Source organism: Marinomonas sp. PE14-40 (genome assembly GCF_051623805.1).
Taxonomy (GTDB): domain Bacteria; phylum Pseudomonadota; class Gammaproteobacteria; order Pseudomonadales; family Marinomonadaceae; genus Marinomonas.
In genome coordinates, this window is sequence record NZ_CP130700.1 from 645,390 (window position 1) to 660,445 (window position 15,056).

General features: G+C 37.6%; 13 protein-coding genes. 11 read left to right on the forward strand and 2 right to left on the reverse strand.

Features of this window, described 5'->3' with window-relative positions; all coding sequences use genetic code 11:
* Positions 1 to 25: 25 nt before the first annotated feature.
* The 10 genes from recR to Q0A08_RS03150 all read left to right on the forward strand — a co-directional run bounded on the left by recR (position 26) and on the right by Q0A08_RS03150 (position 11,519).
* On the forward strand, positions 26 to 622 hold the full coding sequence (gene recR / locus Q0A08_RS03105; protein ID WP_438464779.1) for a recombination mediator RecR: 597 nt from the start codon (positions 26 to 28) through the stop codon (positions 620 to 622).
* Positions 570 to 1,766 (forward strand): ribonuclease D, encoded by a 1,197-nt coding sequence (gene rnd, locus Q0A08_RS03110; protein WP_438464781.1) that lies wholly within the window; start codon positions 570 to 572, stop codon positions 1,764 to 1,766. Before recR ends, rnd begins: the two co-directional genes overlap by 53 nt.
* Positions 1,767 to 1,809: 43 nt before the next feature.
* Positions 1,810 to 2,106 (forward strand): YcgL domain-containing protein, encoded by a 297-nt coding sequence (locus tag Q0A08_RS03115; protein WP_438464783.1) that lies wholly within the window; start codon positions 1,810 to 1,812, stop codon positions 2,104 to 2,106.
* The gene (locus tag Q0A08_RS03120) at positions 2,106 to 2,585 is read left to right on the forward strand and encodes a YcgN family cysteine cluster protein (protein WP_438464785.1); all 480 of its coding nucleotides are present in this window, start codon (positions 2,106 to 2,108) and stop codon (positions 2,583 to 2,585) included. The genes Q0A08_RS03115 and Q0A08_RS03120 overlap by 1 nt, the downstream gene beginning before the upstream one ends.
* Positions 2,586 to 2,670: 85 nt before the next feature.
* On the forward strand, positions 2,671 to 4,557 hold the full coding sequence (locus Q0A08_RS03125) for a vWA domain-containing protein (RefSeq protein ID WP_438464787.1): 1,887 nt from the start codon (positions 2,671 to 2,673) through the stop codon (positions 4,555 to 4,557).
* A gap of 6 nt (positions 4,558 to 4,563) precedes the next feature.
* A complete protein-coding gene (locus Q0A08_RS03130; RefSeq protein ID WP_438464789.1) occupies positions 4,564 to 5,352 on the forward strand; it encodes a class II glutamine amidotransferase in 789 nt (262 codons plus the stop codon).
* A 30-nt stretch (positions 5,353 to 5,382) separates the two neighbouring features.
* A complete protein-coding gene (locus Q0A08_RS03135) occupies positions 5,383 to 5,733 on the forward strand; it encodes a 5-carboxymethyl-2-hydroxymuconate Delta-isomerase (RefSeq protein WP_438464791.1) in 351 nt (116 codons plus the stop codon).
* A 783-nt stretch (positions 5,734 to 6,516) separates the two neighbouring features.
* Entirely contained in the window at positions 6,517 to 9,060 is a 2,544-nt protein-coding gene (locus tag Q0A08_RS03140) for an ExeM/NucH family extracellular endonuclease (protein WP_438464793.1), read from the forward strand.
* A gap of 141 nt (positions 9,061 to 9,201) precedes the next feature.
* A complete protein-coding gene (locus Q0A08_RS03145) occupies positions 9,202 to 9,792 on the forward strand; it encodes a hypothetical protein (RefSeq protein ID WP_438464795.1) in 591 nt (196 codons plus the stop codon).
* A gap of 113 nt (positions 9,793 to 9,905) precedes the next feature.
* Positions 9,906 to 11,519: a sensor domain-containing diguanylate cyclase gene (locus Q0A08_RS03150; protein ID WP_438464797.1), complete on the forward strand. Its 1,614-nt coding sequence runs from the start codon at positions 9,906 to 9,908 to the stop codon at positions 11,517 to 11,519.
* On the opposite strand, the gene Q0A08_RS03155 is transcribed toward Q0A08_RS03150, so the two are convergent.
* Complete coding sequence (locus Q0A08_RS03155; protein ID WP_438464799.1) at positions 11,520 to 12,383, reverse strand: MurR/RpiR family transcriptional regulator; 864 nt, start codon at positions 12,381 to 12,383, stop codon at positions 11,520 to 11,522.
* A 122-nt stretch (positions 12,384 to 12,505) separates the two neighbouring features.
* The gene (locus tag Q0A08_RS03160) at positions 12,506 to 13,465 is read right to left on the reverse strand and encodes a sugar ABC transporter substrate-binding protein (RefSeq protein ID WP_438464801.1); all 960 of its coding nucleotides are present in this window, start codon (positions 13,463 to 13,465) and stop codon (positions 12,506 to 12,508) included.
* A gap of 401 nt (positions 13,466 to 13,866) precedes the next feature.
* Between Q0A08_RS03160 and Q0A08_RS03165 the strand changes: the two genes are divergently transcribed.
* The gene (locus Q0A08_RS03165; RefSeq protein WP_438464803.1) at positions 13,867 to 14,994 is read left to right on the forward strand and encodes an ABC transporter permease; all 1,128 of its coding nucleotides are present in this window, start codon (positions 13,867 to 13,869) and stop codon (positions 14,992 to 14,994) included.
* Positions 14,995 to 15,056: the final 62 nt, after the last annotated feature.

Consider the following 15,056-nt stretch of genomic DNA (forward strand, 5'->3'; position numbering starts at 1 on the left):
CATCATTAAATAAAAGGTTATAAAATTGGTATTTAGCCCATTAATTGCTGAATTAATTGAATCGCTAAGATGTTTGCCTGGTGTTGGCCCTAAATCAGCACAAAAAATGGCATTGTATCTCCTTGAAAGGGATCATCAAGGTGCAGATCGATTAGCTGAAACATTAAGAGCTGCTTTAGATAAAGTAGGTCGATGTACAAGTTGCCGTAATTTGACAGAAGAGCTCGAATGTCAAATTTGTAGCGCGACGGATAGGGATGCCCAGACACTTTGCATTGTCGAAACCCCTGCCGATGTAGCTGCTATGGAGGCTTCGGGTCGCTTTAATGGGCGATACTTTGTATTGTTAGGTCACTTATCACCAATTGATGGTATTGGGCCTGATGAGCTTGGCTTGGATAGGTTGGAAAACCTAGTCACCCAAAATGAAGTTAAAGAAGTGATTATTGCAACCAATTCGACATTAGAAGGTGAAGCAACAAGTCATTATATTGCTGAACTATTAAAGCCGAAAGAGATTGAAGTTACACGTATTGCCCACGGAGTTCCTATGGGTGGTGAATTAGAATATGTCGATGGCAACACACTTGCCTTGGCGCTTGATGGTCGGAAAAAGTTATAACATGAGCTCAAATGAAAAAGACGTACCGATAGTTTGGGTAGAAAGTGATGATGAGTTGGCCACTTGGTGTGCACATTTCGCAAGTTTACCTGTTATTGCCGTAGATACTGAATTCATTCGTCGTACAACTTTTTATCCGATTACAGGGCTAATTCAAATTAGTGATGGGGAAAGTGCTGTTCTGATTGATCCTTTATCGATCACTAATTGGACTGACCTTAAGGCGTTAATGACTAACAATGATGTCGTTAAAGTGTTCCATGCCTGCTCTGAAGATTTAGAAGTGTTTGATCGCTTATTAGGGGTTGTACCAACACCATTCTATGATACTCAAGTTGGTGAAGCCTATGTTAGTGGGCAGTGGTCGTTAAGCTATGTGAAATTGATTCTTGCTTATAAGAATATTGAGATAGCAAAAGATGAAACACGTTCAGACTGGCTGAAGAGACCTTTAACAGAGGCTCAAAAGCGGTATGCTGCGTTAGATGTCGTATATTTGATAGATGTATATAACAATCAAATAAACACTTTAAATGAAAAGAATATGTTGGCTTGGGTACTTGAAGATACACAAGCAATAACACACCAATACCGACTTAATAGCGATCCCGAACAAAATTGGTCTAATGTAAAGTCTGCTTGGCGTTTAAACCAAAAAAGCTTAACTTTATTACGTGTTTTATTCATTTGGCGTGATAAAACCGCCCGTAATGAAGATGTGCCTAAAGGGCAAGTAATCAAAGATAGAACTTTATGGGCAATCGCGAAATTTTTTCCTGACACTCATAATGCCTTATCAAGAACAGAGGAAATGACAGGTCGTCAGCATAGGCTGTATGGTGAGCATATTTTAAAATCTGTCGCCATGGTTAATGAACTAAGCCAAGATGAATATCAACATGCTTTAGATATGCCGTTGCCTTCACAAGCAGGAGAGTTATCCAAATCAATCAAAGCTTTTGTACTCGAAAAAGCGAAGGGATTAGGAATAGCCCCGGAAGCTGCATTGAAGAAAAAGCAACTAGATCCAATCGTGCGACATTTGTTTTTGAAGGAAGCGCTTATATTAACGCCTCCTACTATGACAGGTTGGCGTAAAGACGAGATAATAGACCCAATTTTACAGCGTTTTGCTAAAGCTTAAGCTTTTGGCAAGAATTATAAATCAAAATGAAATGTAGCTTCTTATGACATTAGAAAGAAAAATCGTACAAGTCTATCGTTCCACTAAGCAGGATGAGATGTATATCTATGTTGCGAAAGAAGATGGGCTATCCGTTGTGCCTGAAGCGCTTATGGAAAGGTTTGGTCGTGGTACGCCTGCAATGGTGCTGTTGCTTGATGAAAACAAAAAACTGGCTAGAACTGATGCACTATCCGTTTTAACCGCGATTCGTGATAAAGGTTTTTATCTACAGTTACCTCCTGCAAAAGATGAGTCATTATTGGATCTTTATATGACACCAACTCAGGCTGCTTATTAATGATTGCTAAGCGTTACCAGCCTTATTGGGAAAGTAAAACCTTAGAGCAAATGGACGAGCAAGAGTGGGAGAGCATTTGTGATGGCTGTGGGAAATGCTGCCTACAAAAACTGCAAGATGATGAAACAGATGAGATTTTTTATACAGATCTAGCTTGCCATCAACTGCACATAAAAACATGCCAATGCAAAGTTTATCCACAAAGATTTAAGCATGTTGAATCTTGTATTGATCTAACACCAAAGCAACTTGATGAGTTTGCTTGGTTACCAGATACCTGTAGTTATCGCGTTCACCATGAAACAGGTAGCTTGCCAGATTGGCATCCATTATTGATCGGTGATAACTCAAAAATGTTACGACAGGGGTTAACTGTTCGTGATTATGCGGTAAGTGAAAACAAGGTTGCCGAAGAAGACTGGGAAACACATGTTATACGCTGGGTTCATGGTATGCCGGAGCATCTAGACTTAGGATAATTTGTCTATTTGCTTTGGTAATTTGTTCTCGATTTAGTAAAACAATTTAGTAAGCAAATACAGGTTATTTTTTAAGGATAGATCTATGTTGTTACGCGTTATCATGGCGATATGCCTGCTAGGTACAAGCATAAGTACTTATGCAAGCACTCAATTTCGTGTCATTGTTGATGCATCTGGCAGTATGGTGATAAGTGACCCAGATAGGTTAACATCCGAATCTCTTAGGCTGATAGCTGATTTAGCACCGGAAGAAGAGTCTAGCCTCGGTGTTTGGTTATTTGGTGAAGAGCCAAGAGTATTGTTACCTGAAACACCTATTACTGAAGAACTTAAAACCAGTCTGAAAAACAACTTAGGAGGTTATGTTACAGAAGACCTACAAACAGATCTCGAGTCTGTACTTAGGTTGATGTTAGATACACCTGCTGCAGAAGGTGTTGCGACAGACAGTGAACAGCATTGGATACTGGTCACAGATGGTATGGTCGATATTAGTCTTGATCAAAGTGTGAATGCGTTATCTCGTCAAAATATACTTACCCCAATATTGGATGAATTGATTGAAAAAGGAATTCATCTACATACCGTTTCTATGACGGGTTATACCGACTCAGAGTTACTAAAAACCTTATCGGTTAAAACAGATGCAAGTCACACTGAAGTGGCTGTCCCAGAAGACCTTTTAAGTACTTTTAACCGTATTTTTACCAGTGCAAATAAAGCAGATGAACTTCCTTTTGAAGGCAATACGTTTTTTATTGATGACAGTATTGATGAGTTCACTTTATTGGTTTTTCATAAACTAGGAAAAAAACCTAAAGTTATTGCACCAAAAGGTGATGTTTTAACATTAAAAAGTGATCAGAAGGTCACGGTTGCAAATGGATTACGTTATACCTTAGTGACAGTTGAGGAGCCTATGTTAGGTACTTGGCAGGTTGAAGACGTTGACCTTGAAAAATCGAGTATTCGAATTGTCACTAATTTAAAAGTTGAGGCAAGTAATATTGCCAGCGTGCTGTTCGTGAATGAGCCACTATTTTCAAGTATTGGCTTATATGAGAATGGTGAGCTTATTCAAGATCCGATTTTGCTAGAAGTGTTAAAAGCTGAACAATCGCTGATTAGGCATAGAGGTGAAATCTTAGAGGTACTTGATAATAAAGAGCTTTCACAATCAAGTTATCAATTCAAAAATAAATTTGATTCTTTAATGCTTGAGGGTGACTATGAGTTAAGGAGTTTTCTTGACGGCCAATCCTTCGCAAGGAAATTAAGCCAATACTTCACGGTGACTCCAGCAATAAGCCTATCGGTTAAACAGGAAGATTATGGTTTAATGTCATTCAGTGTTAAACCATCAAATTTACGTTTAGATCTGTTTCGTAGCCAGGCATTCTTAGAAGTAGAATATGATAATGCTACTCGTGTGGAAGAAGAGTTACCTTTAATAGGAGCGGGTTTTTGGCAGAAATTAGTACCAAGTAAAAAAGTTAATTTCACTGCAAGAGTTAAGCTTAAAGGCGTTACTCAAACAGGTGTAAGGTTCGATTACACAACTAACCCATTAAATTTTGCCTATAACAAACCTGTGTCTTCAAATTTACTGACTGATGTTGCACCAGGAACCGCAGTTACCGATTTTATAGCGGAGAGTAGAGAAGGGTTCTCTGGAATTGAAAGTCAAGTTGAGGAAAGTTTAGAAGAAAAACTAAAAATCGAAATCGACGCCACAGATCTCATGAAAGATATGAAAGCGAGCATTGATGATGTAGCGAATTCAGCGGATGCTTTAATTTCTGGCGATAAAGTTGAAAAAGAGAATAGTGCGGATGTTAGTTTTTCAAGTGGTGAAATTTTAGTCTATGCCTTAATTAATATTACCGTATTTCTCCTTATTGGCGGAGGTATCTGGTGGCTGCGAAGACGTAGTAAAGCAAATAAAACAGATTTAGAAGAGAGTGTATAAAAGATTATGTGTGAACTGCTTGGCATGAGTGCCAATGTACCAACCGATATTTGCTTCAGCTTTGCAGGCTTAAGAGCCCGTGGTGGTAAAACTGGACCTCACAAGGATGGTTGGGGTGTTGCCATGTACAGAGAAGGTCAGGTCTGGTGTATACATGACCCAAGGCCAAGCGCTGATTCAGATATGGCAGAGGTGATTAGTAAAACATCGTTAAAGTGTGATGTCGTCATTAGTCACATACGCCAAGCCAATGTTGGTGAAGTTTGTCTACCAAATACTCATCCTTTTTATCGCCAAATGTGGGGGAAAACATGGAGTTATGCTCATAATGGCCAATTAGAAAATTCGGACTCACTTTGTGCTGGACATCATCAGGTGCTGGGCAGTACTGATTCCGAAAAAGCCTTTTGTTGGATTCTTGCTCGATTACAAGAGGCTTTCCCTGAATCAGAACCGAGTGAAGAAGCCTTATCAAACGAATTGCACTCACTGGCTGATGAACTAAGGTCTATGGGTGTGTTTAACATGATGCTATCTGATGGTGATAAGCTAATTTGTTACTGTACGACTAAGTTGCATTGGATAACTCGCAGAGCTCCTTTTAAGCAGGCAAGTTTGTCGGATGATGATGTAAGTATTGATTTTAAAGAGGTCACTACAGATAAGGATGTTGTCACTGTTATTGCAACACAGCCACTAACAAATGATGAAACTTGGCACGAAATGCAAACAGGTGAATTATGTGTCTTTTCTCAGGGTGAGCTAGTACAGCAAATTAAACTCGATTGTAAATAATAGCCTATTGTCATTGTAGAGGGGTACCACATGCCACATTGTATTATTGAGTATGCAAGCAAATTACAAAGCCAGATAGATGTTGAGAGTCTTATGGATAAGGTGACAGAGGGGAGTTTAAAGTCTGCTTTATTTGAGCTAAAGGATATAAAGACGCGCGCTATCGGATATGATTATTATCAGTCAGCAGGGCAAACAGGTAATGCTGACTTTATACATATTGAAGTGAAGTTGCTCGCTGGTAGAAATATGTTGCAAAGAAAATTGCTTTCAAAATCTATCTTAGACTCTGTTCTGCAATTGCCTTTGAGTAAGGTGTCTGTGACAGTTGAGATTAATGACTTAGATACTGAGTGCTATGCCAAACAGCTTCTTGATTAGGCTTGTTTGTCCCTTTTATTGACAAGTAGTCAAGAAATGTTAAGTAACTCAATCCATCCTTTCAATATATTACTTGAATCAGCTTAATTCGTTTAAGCTGATGTGTTAACTCCTTATATTTACAATAAAGTAACACCTTCGCAGGTTCCTTAATCTTTCTGTTTTAAACCTTCTTTAATCATTAATTTAGATTGCAGCGATGGTCTTTCTCTAAAGCTTGAATTAATCTCTAGTTTTGAGTTTTGAGTTTTGAATTTTTAAATTCAACCATTGTTTTTTATCGATGATTTCATAAAACTTATCTAATATATAAGTGTATGAATGATGAATCTAATTGATTTTAAGATAAATGATTATCTCTTAATAATAACGAAATATAGCTAAATTAGTATGTCCTTACTAAGTAACTATCTGTGTTGTAAGTATTAAATGGTAACAAAAAGAAAAAATATATTTAGATTTATATCGTGTCGATTTTCTTTTAAATACACGAAAATCTAATTATTCTGTTATCTGTGCGTGTTTATATCTGATATTCGCTTTAGTTTTATAGATTGTGATAAATAATGAATATTTTCTGCTCAAGGCTGTTCGAACGGTCAAGATTGTGTCATATTGCAGAAAGTGTATGGAATTGACAGTTTAAAACTGTCTTTTTTTATGCTCATTCTTTATGTATAAAAAAAATAATAGCTTGAAGTTGGGATATAAAAGGATTTATTTAATCTCATTTGCTAAAGGAATTAGCATTCATTTCTGGCTCAAAATGAATGGAGATCAAGAGTGAAAAGCTTACCTGTTAAAACGATTCTTGCGACATCGATTGCAAGTGTTGTTGCCTCTACTGCATCAGCAGAACTGATTATTAGCCAATATGTTGAAGGTAGTAGTTATAATAAAGCCGTTGAAATTTATAATGCTGGAACAGAGGGAATCAGCCTTTCTGATTATAAATTAGTTAAATACTCTAATGGTGATGCCAATTCACCAAATGATATTAGTTTTAGCAACGTTAATTTAGTTGCTGGTGGTGTATTCGTTATTGCCAGCTCATCTGCAAGTGATGCTCTATTAGCGGTTGCTGATCAAACTTCATCATCTGTTAACTTTAATGGTGATGATCCAGTTGCGATTGTTAGAGTTAGTGATGGTCAAACGGTAGATTTTTTTGGTCAATATGGTGATACGGATTTTGCTAAAGATTCCACCTATGAGCGTATTGATAACTCAGTGATTGCAGACGGTGTGTGGAATGCCGCTGCATGGAATATATCAGCTAAAGATAACTATGATGGCATGGGGGTTGCTCCAAACGGTGATGTTGTTGAGCCTGAGCCATTTTCATGTTCAGGGGCAGCATTAACTCCAACTTATGCTATTCAAGGTAATGGTGATGCTAGTCCTTTAATCATTGAGGGGACATTCTCTGGCGGAACAGTTTATACATCCGGCGTTGTAACCGATATCGTTACCAGCTTGTATTCTGGCTTCTTTATTCAGGATTCTGTTGGCGATGGTGATGCTTCCTCATCTGATGGCCTTTTTGTATTTACAAATACCACTCCAACTGGTCTTCAGGTGGGTGATGAAGTTTGTGTGCAAGGTGAAGTAACTGAATACTATTCTTCGACGCAAATTTCGATGGATTCAGGTGCTTACGAAATTTTAAGTTCAAATAATCAAATTCAAGCAACGCAACTTGATCTGAACTCAGATAGTCTACTGCATAATCAATTAGAGCCATATGAAGGTATGTTGGTGACCACCACAAACTCTGATTTGATTGTTTCTCGTAATTTTAGTTTTGATTACGGCTCGTACCGTAACAATATGGTGATGAGTTATGCAGAGCCAATTTATAAGTCGACTCATTTACATGTTGCTGGCACTGAAGAAGAAGTTACACTTGCACAAGAAAATGCCCAACGTACTTTGTATATTGATACAGACGTTAAACCCGCTGATGGTGTAGTTCCTTACTTCCCAGACTTTAACCCTGAAGATGGCTATATCCGTGTAGGTGATAGTGTTAGTAATTTAGAAGGTGTTATTGCATACAGTTACAGCCAGTACCGTTTAATAGCCGGCGAAGATGTGGTACTTGCTAAATCTGATTTCTCTCGCGATCTTGAATCTGATCGTACTTCTTATGGCCCAATATTATCTGATGACGGAAACCTTCGAGTTGCTAGTTTTAATGTCTTAAACCTTTTTAACTCGCCGTTTGGTGGTGCAGCGAATGCTTTTGGAGATAATCGCGGTGCTGAAGTAGATGGTGAATATCAAATCCAAATCGCAAAAATTGCTAATGCAATAAGCATGATTGATGCTGATATTGTTGGCTTGATGGAGATTGAAAATAACGGTTTTAGTGATACTAGTGCCATTGCTGCATTAGTTGATCAAATCAATACGACTCAAGCTGCAAGTGCATCGCCGTATTCTTATGTATCTGCAGGTGATAATGTTGGTACTGATGCTATTGCTGTCGGTTTGATCTATCGTGCGGATGCGGTTTCTCTAGTGGGTGACGCAGTTAAAATTGATATGCCAGAGCAGCATGGTACAGATGCTGAAGGTGAGCAATTTGATAAATACATGCGAGTTTCTTTGCTGCAAAAATTCAAACATAAAGAAACTAAACGTAAGTTAAGCATAGTCGTAAATCACCTGAAATCTAAAGGTTCAGCTTGTATTGAAGATACGGCGAATGAAAATGATGCTCAAGGTAACTGTAACGCATTTAGAGTTTCAGCAGCAGTAACTTTAGGTGACTACTTAGCTAATAACGTTAAAGGTGATGTATTGGTTATGGGTGACTTGAATGCCTATGGTCAAGAAGATCCAATTCGCGTTTTAACTGATTATGATGCAAGCACTGCAGAGCGTAAAATTCTGACTGCGGAACAAGCTAGCTTAAATGGTGAAGCAATTGACGGTGGCGCTGCAGTAGAAGTGGCTCAGTCATATGGTTTTACAAATCTAGTTGAACATTTCCAAGGTCCAAAAGCTCATTCTTATACCTATAGTGGTGAACTTGGTAGTCTTGATCATGCTTTAGCAAATAAGTCGCTTCTTCGTAAAGTTGTTGCAACGGACGATTGGCATATCAATTCTGCGGAATCCAATTTGTTTGAGTATTCAAGCCAATATACTGCAGACCTTGCTAAATCAACCAATGCCTATTCTTCTTCGGATCATGATCCAGTGATCATAGAAATTGAATATAAAAAACGTGGTGATCATGGTGAAAAACCAAGACATGAATCCCCGTTAGAAATATTGTTTAATATTTTCAAGCGTCTTTTTTCTTTCTTCTGGAACTAATTCGCTACGTTATTCATGATTAAAAAAACCGTCACTTTAATGAAAGTGGCGGTTTTTTTATGTCGTATTAATTAACTGTTTAAAAAGCCTTTACTTGATAAGATGCTAGTTTAAAGATGGTAAAGGGAATTTTACGAAAAAATGATTAAATCAAAAGTTTCTATACTTAGCGTCAGTATTTGTTTAGCTTCCACTTCAATTTATGCTGATGAGTTAGGTGAAACTAACTCATCACTCAATGAAAATACTTACGGTTTTTTTCTTGCGCCAGGTTTTGTTTACTCGAACCTGGATGTTGCAAGCAACTTTGCCAATGAAAGGGTTGATACTGATGCATTTGGACTAGATGTTTCCTCTGGTTATGAATTTAAAAGCCACCTTGTTGTTCAGTTTGATGCCATGTTTGCTGAAAATTTCTCTTTGGGTGGTGCTTCAGATAGATACTCAATAAGTCATCAAGCAATACTTCTTGGTTATCGATTTGCTTGGGAATCAATCTCTTTGATTCCTTATTATGGTAGGGCTTATTGGGATTTAACATCTAAAGAAGGGCAACTATTTAACCCAGGAACAGAGGCTGTTAAAGATTTGGATGGTGAGAGTCGTGTTGTTGGGTTAGGGTTACAAGGCCATGTAAGCGATTCTGCCGACCTCAATATTAGTTATAAGGATATTGATGCTGATTTTGGAAGTTACTCAGTATTAAGTATGGGAATGAGATTTAAGTTTTAGTTTAAACCTAAATGTAATTGTCAAAATCTACTCAATTTGTATACAGATAATTACACATCCCTGTTAGATATACTAACTATACTAAAGCATTGTCTCACTAGAGGAGTGATGCTTTGGAAGGAATTCACACTAAGTCTGTAAAATACAGGCTTAGGTTTATTTTTCTAATTATTCTATTACTGGTTGTTTGCGGAGAAGCAGCAATACGGTATTGGATAGAACTTCCTCAAATACATGCTATGCAAGTGGAGTCTGATAAAAAGGATTTCAAACGTGTTGTTCAAGCAATTAATTCAAGTCTCAAGAATATAGAGGTCTGGTCATATGACTATGGCGCTTGGGAAGATACTTACAATTATATGGAAGGACTTGAAGACGGAATTCAATATATAAATAAAAACTATTTGTTTGGGACTTTTCATGCAGCTGGCATGTCAGGTGTAAAGTTAATTACACAGCAAAGAAAAACTAAATTCGAATGCGATCTTATTTTTGAAGAAGAGCATTGTGATCAGCATAGTGCTTCCACCATTGAGCCTATTCAACTTAATGCTATTATAAACCATCTAAATAATGCGGTTGAAAATACAATTTCAAGTAGCGGAATTTTCATTTCTAATGAGATGCCACATTTATATGGAATTTCAAAAATTACTAATCCTATTAATAATAAGCAGTCAGGATATTTAATTTTCCTGAAAAAAATGGATCGGACCTTGATAGAACAATGGCGATCTGAAACTCAACTTGGTATAGGTGTTGAGTGGTCGAAAAATGAGCGTTACAGTGTGCTGTCAAACAATATGTTTGATGATATCAACCAGAACTATTCATACATTAATGATAATGGTTACCTATCCTTTAGCTTGCCTGACATTAACGGCAATAATCTGATCTCAATTTCATTTAAAGCAGACTCACAACAGAATCAACAAAACTTCATTTCGCTCACTTTAATTCTTGGTGTCACAGCGGGTTTGGCGATTCCATTATTATATTTTCGTCTAATTTCAAGAGAAATCGTGAAACCAATGGAGTACATATCATCTGAATTAAATAGAATTAATGAAACCAGCAATTATCAGTACAAGTTTCCTAAATTTAATACTTTAGAAGTGAACTTGATTGTTAGTGCCTTTAATCGCTTATTAGAAAGGGTTCAGTATCAGCAAGAGCAGCTTAGAGAAAAAAATGAAAGTTTAAAGTTTGTTGCCAGGCAAGATTATCTTACTGGTTTAGCAAATAGACGGCACATGGATAAACTTTCTGAAAGGCTCTGGTATAAGACGGTTAAGGCGGGGGAGAATTTTTGTGTATGCATGATAGATTGTGATTACTTTAAACAATATAACGACCATTATGGGCATAAAAAAGGGGATGAGTTATTAGTTAAATTATCCTCATTATTAATGGATATTGAAGGTAAACACGGCAATATAATAGCTTGTCGGTATGGTGGTGATGAGCTTGTATTACTTGCTTATAGCTTGCCTATCGAAATGCTTGAGGCTATTTTGGCAGAATTGAAAGAACAGTTATCACAGCTAGATATAAAGCATGAATCTTCGTACCTAGGTAGGGTGAGTATTAGTGTCGGTTTTTACCATACTTTAGCTAAAAATGAAGCCGAAGCTAATCCCTTCTTCATTAAAGCGGATAAGGCTTTGTATCTTGCTAAGAAACTAGGCCGTAACACCATAGTTAATTATCATAATATGGATAACTAACTACTTATTCCAAGGTGTTGTATTTGTATCTGATAGCATGCCGTCACTATTTAATCGATAAGCTAGACCCACTAATAATGTTTGAGCTAATGTCATCGATGAGGTTAGCGACCTAAACCCCATCACTTCACCTTCTTTAATATCAAAGCATAAATCAGAGATTGCCGAAAGAGGGCTTAATTTACTGTCAGTTAGAGCAATTACCTTAGCACCAGTTTTATAAGCAAAATCAGTGACATTCACAGTCTCTTTTGCATATGGGCTGAAGGTTGTAGCAATGATGACGTCGCCTTTACGTATATTGCTCGCTTGTTCCATCAGCATACCACCTGTGCCATCAATTAAGTGAGTCGGTTTATTGAGATGTCTCAAGCTGTAAGCAAAATAGGTTGAAATAGGGAAAGAGCGTCTTAATCCTATTAAATAAATATTGTTGGCAGATTCTAATAAACTTATCGCATCATTGAGCATATTTTCAGAAAAATGATGGCTCATATGCTTCATTGAAAAGGCGTTGCTACTACTGAATTCACTTAGAATAATACTGGGATTAACCGTACTACTTGATGTGGTGCTTTGGCTTAATTGGACTCGTTCACTATAGCTAGACGTTTGTTCAACAAGTGACTGTCTGAACAAGTTCTGCATTTCGGTGAAGCCGTTATAATTAAATGCGGCAGCAAAACGAACTAAAGTCGAAGGCGGTACATCACATTGCTCCGCTAAACTTGCAACAGTTTCCAATGCAACTGTGTTGGGGTGCTCAAGTAAAAAACGTGCCACTTGCTGTAAGCGTTTACTTAATGACTCGTATTCTTTACTAATGGCTTGCTGTAAATCTTCTAAAGAGGTTGGTGCTTGCAAAAAAGCCTCCTGGACAAGGTGTTAACGGGGCATTATAAACAATTTTATTATTGAATACCTGTGAAGATTGATAACAAAATTAAGAGTGCCCTTGAAGCTTAACGACAAGGGCAGAAACTTTCTTATCTATATTCACCAGCAAGTTTTTCAACTAAATCAATATTGGCTTTAGTAATAAACCCCGGACCAGAATTGACATCGTTACTTGGCATTAACCCATAACGTGCATTTAGGGTTAAAAATGTAATTGGTAAATAGCCTTGTAAATAAGGCTGTTGATCAATGGCGAAATCAATACGGCCATCTTTTATTGCGCTAGAAATCTCACCGCTTAAATCAAAAGTCGCAAAATACACTTGATCATGCATCTTGTTTTTTTCAAGTGCTCTCAAGGTAGGGTGAGCTGATGTTGGCCCTAATGTGAGAATGGCCTGTGTATTAGGATTTTTACGTAGGTAAGCAGATACCTTGGTTTCAACATTGGTCGGATCAGTTTGAGAGTCGATCATTTGGCTGCCTAACTCAACACCTAGACCTTTAGCAAAGCCCATGCAACGTTCAACAGATGCTGGGTTCATAATATAGTGGTTAACGCATAAGAAATTTTTCACTCCTGCTGCTTTTGCTCTTTGGCCTGCGCCTAAGCCCGCTGCAAACTCAGGTTGCCCAATGTGAAGCTCAGCGCCTAGTGCTGCAGATTGCTCCTGAGTTCCCGAATTCATTGTGATAACAGGAATACCACGTTTTTTGGCTTTTGCTAATGGACCTTCTAACGTATCGAAATCAGCAATAGAAACTATCAAGCCATCAGGGTTTGTTGCGATAGCTTGTTCTATGATTCTTGCCATGTCGGCTAAATCGCCTGTTGGCGGGTTTCTATAATCTACTTGTACATCATAGTCATCACTAGCTTGTTTGACGGCGTTTTTAATAACGTTCCACCAAGAGTCTGAGTCAGGTGCATGGGATACAAATACAAATCTTTCACCTTCAGCATAAGCTGAAGTGGAAAGAGACATAGCGCCAAATGTTGCAGCACCAGCTACTAATAAGGCGGTGCTTTTCTTCAAAAAGGTTTTCATTACTAATCTCCGTTCACACAAATTTATTTTTATTTTGACTATTCCACCTAATCGGGTGGAAGACGTTTTGTACGATATATATACAAGAGCAAAATTATAATAGAATATAAATTTCATATTGGCAATAGTTGTAGTTTTTTCATTCCATTATGATTTAATGTCATTATCTTGTTGTTTTAAAAAGAATAATGTTAATTTTTTAATATTTTATGTGATTTTAATAATAATAATATCGAATTGGAAATTAAAAAAACGTTTCAAAAATGAAATAAATATTCTAATATGGTTTCATTCTTGGAATTGATCGTGGATTCTTATTCAGTATTTAAAAATAAAGTTTTGATGCTGGGTAAGAGTGATTTAGTAGCAAAAATAAATATAAAAGTGAAAGGTGACAGAGTATGAGTGATTCAGTGCAAGCGGTTGATGTCGCAGCGCAAAAGAAAGATGAGCGTATAAGAAGTGTTCCTGCATGGAAGAAACTATTACATAGACCTGAATTTGGCTCTTTGTCAGGTGCCATATTGGTGTTTGTATTCTTCATTTTAACAGCAGGCGATTCTGGCATGTTCGCTGCTGATGGCGTCGTAAACTGGGTTACTGTTTCAGCTCAGCTTGGTGTTATTGCAATTGGTGCTTGTTTATTAATGATTGCCGGAGAGTTCGATCTATCTATCGGATCAATGATTGGTTTTGCTGGCATGATGATGACCATACCAGCGGTTTATTGGGGATGGCCAATATGGGCAGCAATTATTTTTGCTTTTATAGGGGCCATGTTTATTGGTTACCTTAATGGCTACGTGGTGGTAAAAACTGGCTTGCCCTCATTTATCGTTACCTTAGCTTTCCTCTTTATCTTACGTGGCTTGACTATTGCTTTATCTATTCTCTTTACCAATAGAACCATAGTGGGTGGGGTGAAGAAGTTTTCTGAAAATGATTGGTTAGCGCCGTTATTTGGGGGCACATTTGGCAATGGTTTTTTTGTCTGGTTGGCAAATATGGGGATTATTGATTCCTATAAAGATGGATCGCCGATCGTAGAAGGTATTCCAATGGTGGTTATTTGGTGTTTGTTATTAGCCGCTGTTAGTAGCTGGATATTATTACGTACATCTTATGGTAACTGGATTTATGCAGTAGGTGGTGATGATAAAGCCGCACGAAATGTAGGTGTTCCTGTCGACAAAGTTAAAATTTCACTCTTCATGTTTACCGCTTTTACTGCAACCGTGTATGCCGCTTGCCAGGTATTTGAGTTTGGTTCAGCAGCAGCTGATCGAGGCGTATTAAAAGAGTTTGAAGCCATTATCGCTGTTGTTATTGGCGGAGCGCTATTAACCGGTGGCTATGGCACTGTGATAGGGGCTTGTTTAGGCGCGCTTATATTTGGTGTTGTGCAAATGGGGATCTTCTTTACAGGGATAGATTCAGATTGGTTTAGGGTTTTCTTAGGTGTGATGTTGTTAGCCGCAGTGCTTTTCAATAACTACATTCGTAAGCGTGTTACCGAGGCACGACATTGATTTTGATTAGTCATTTTAACCCTTAACTATATCTAACATTTGTGTCTCTAAGGTGAGTGAAT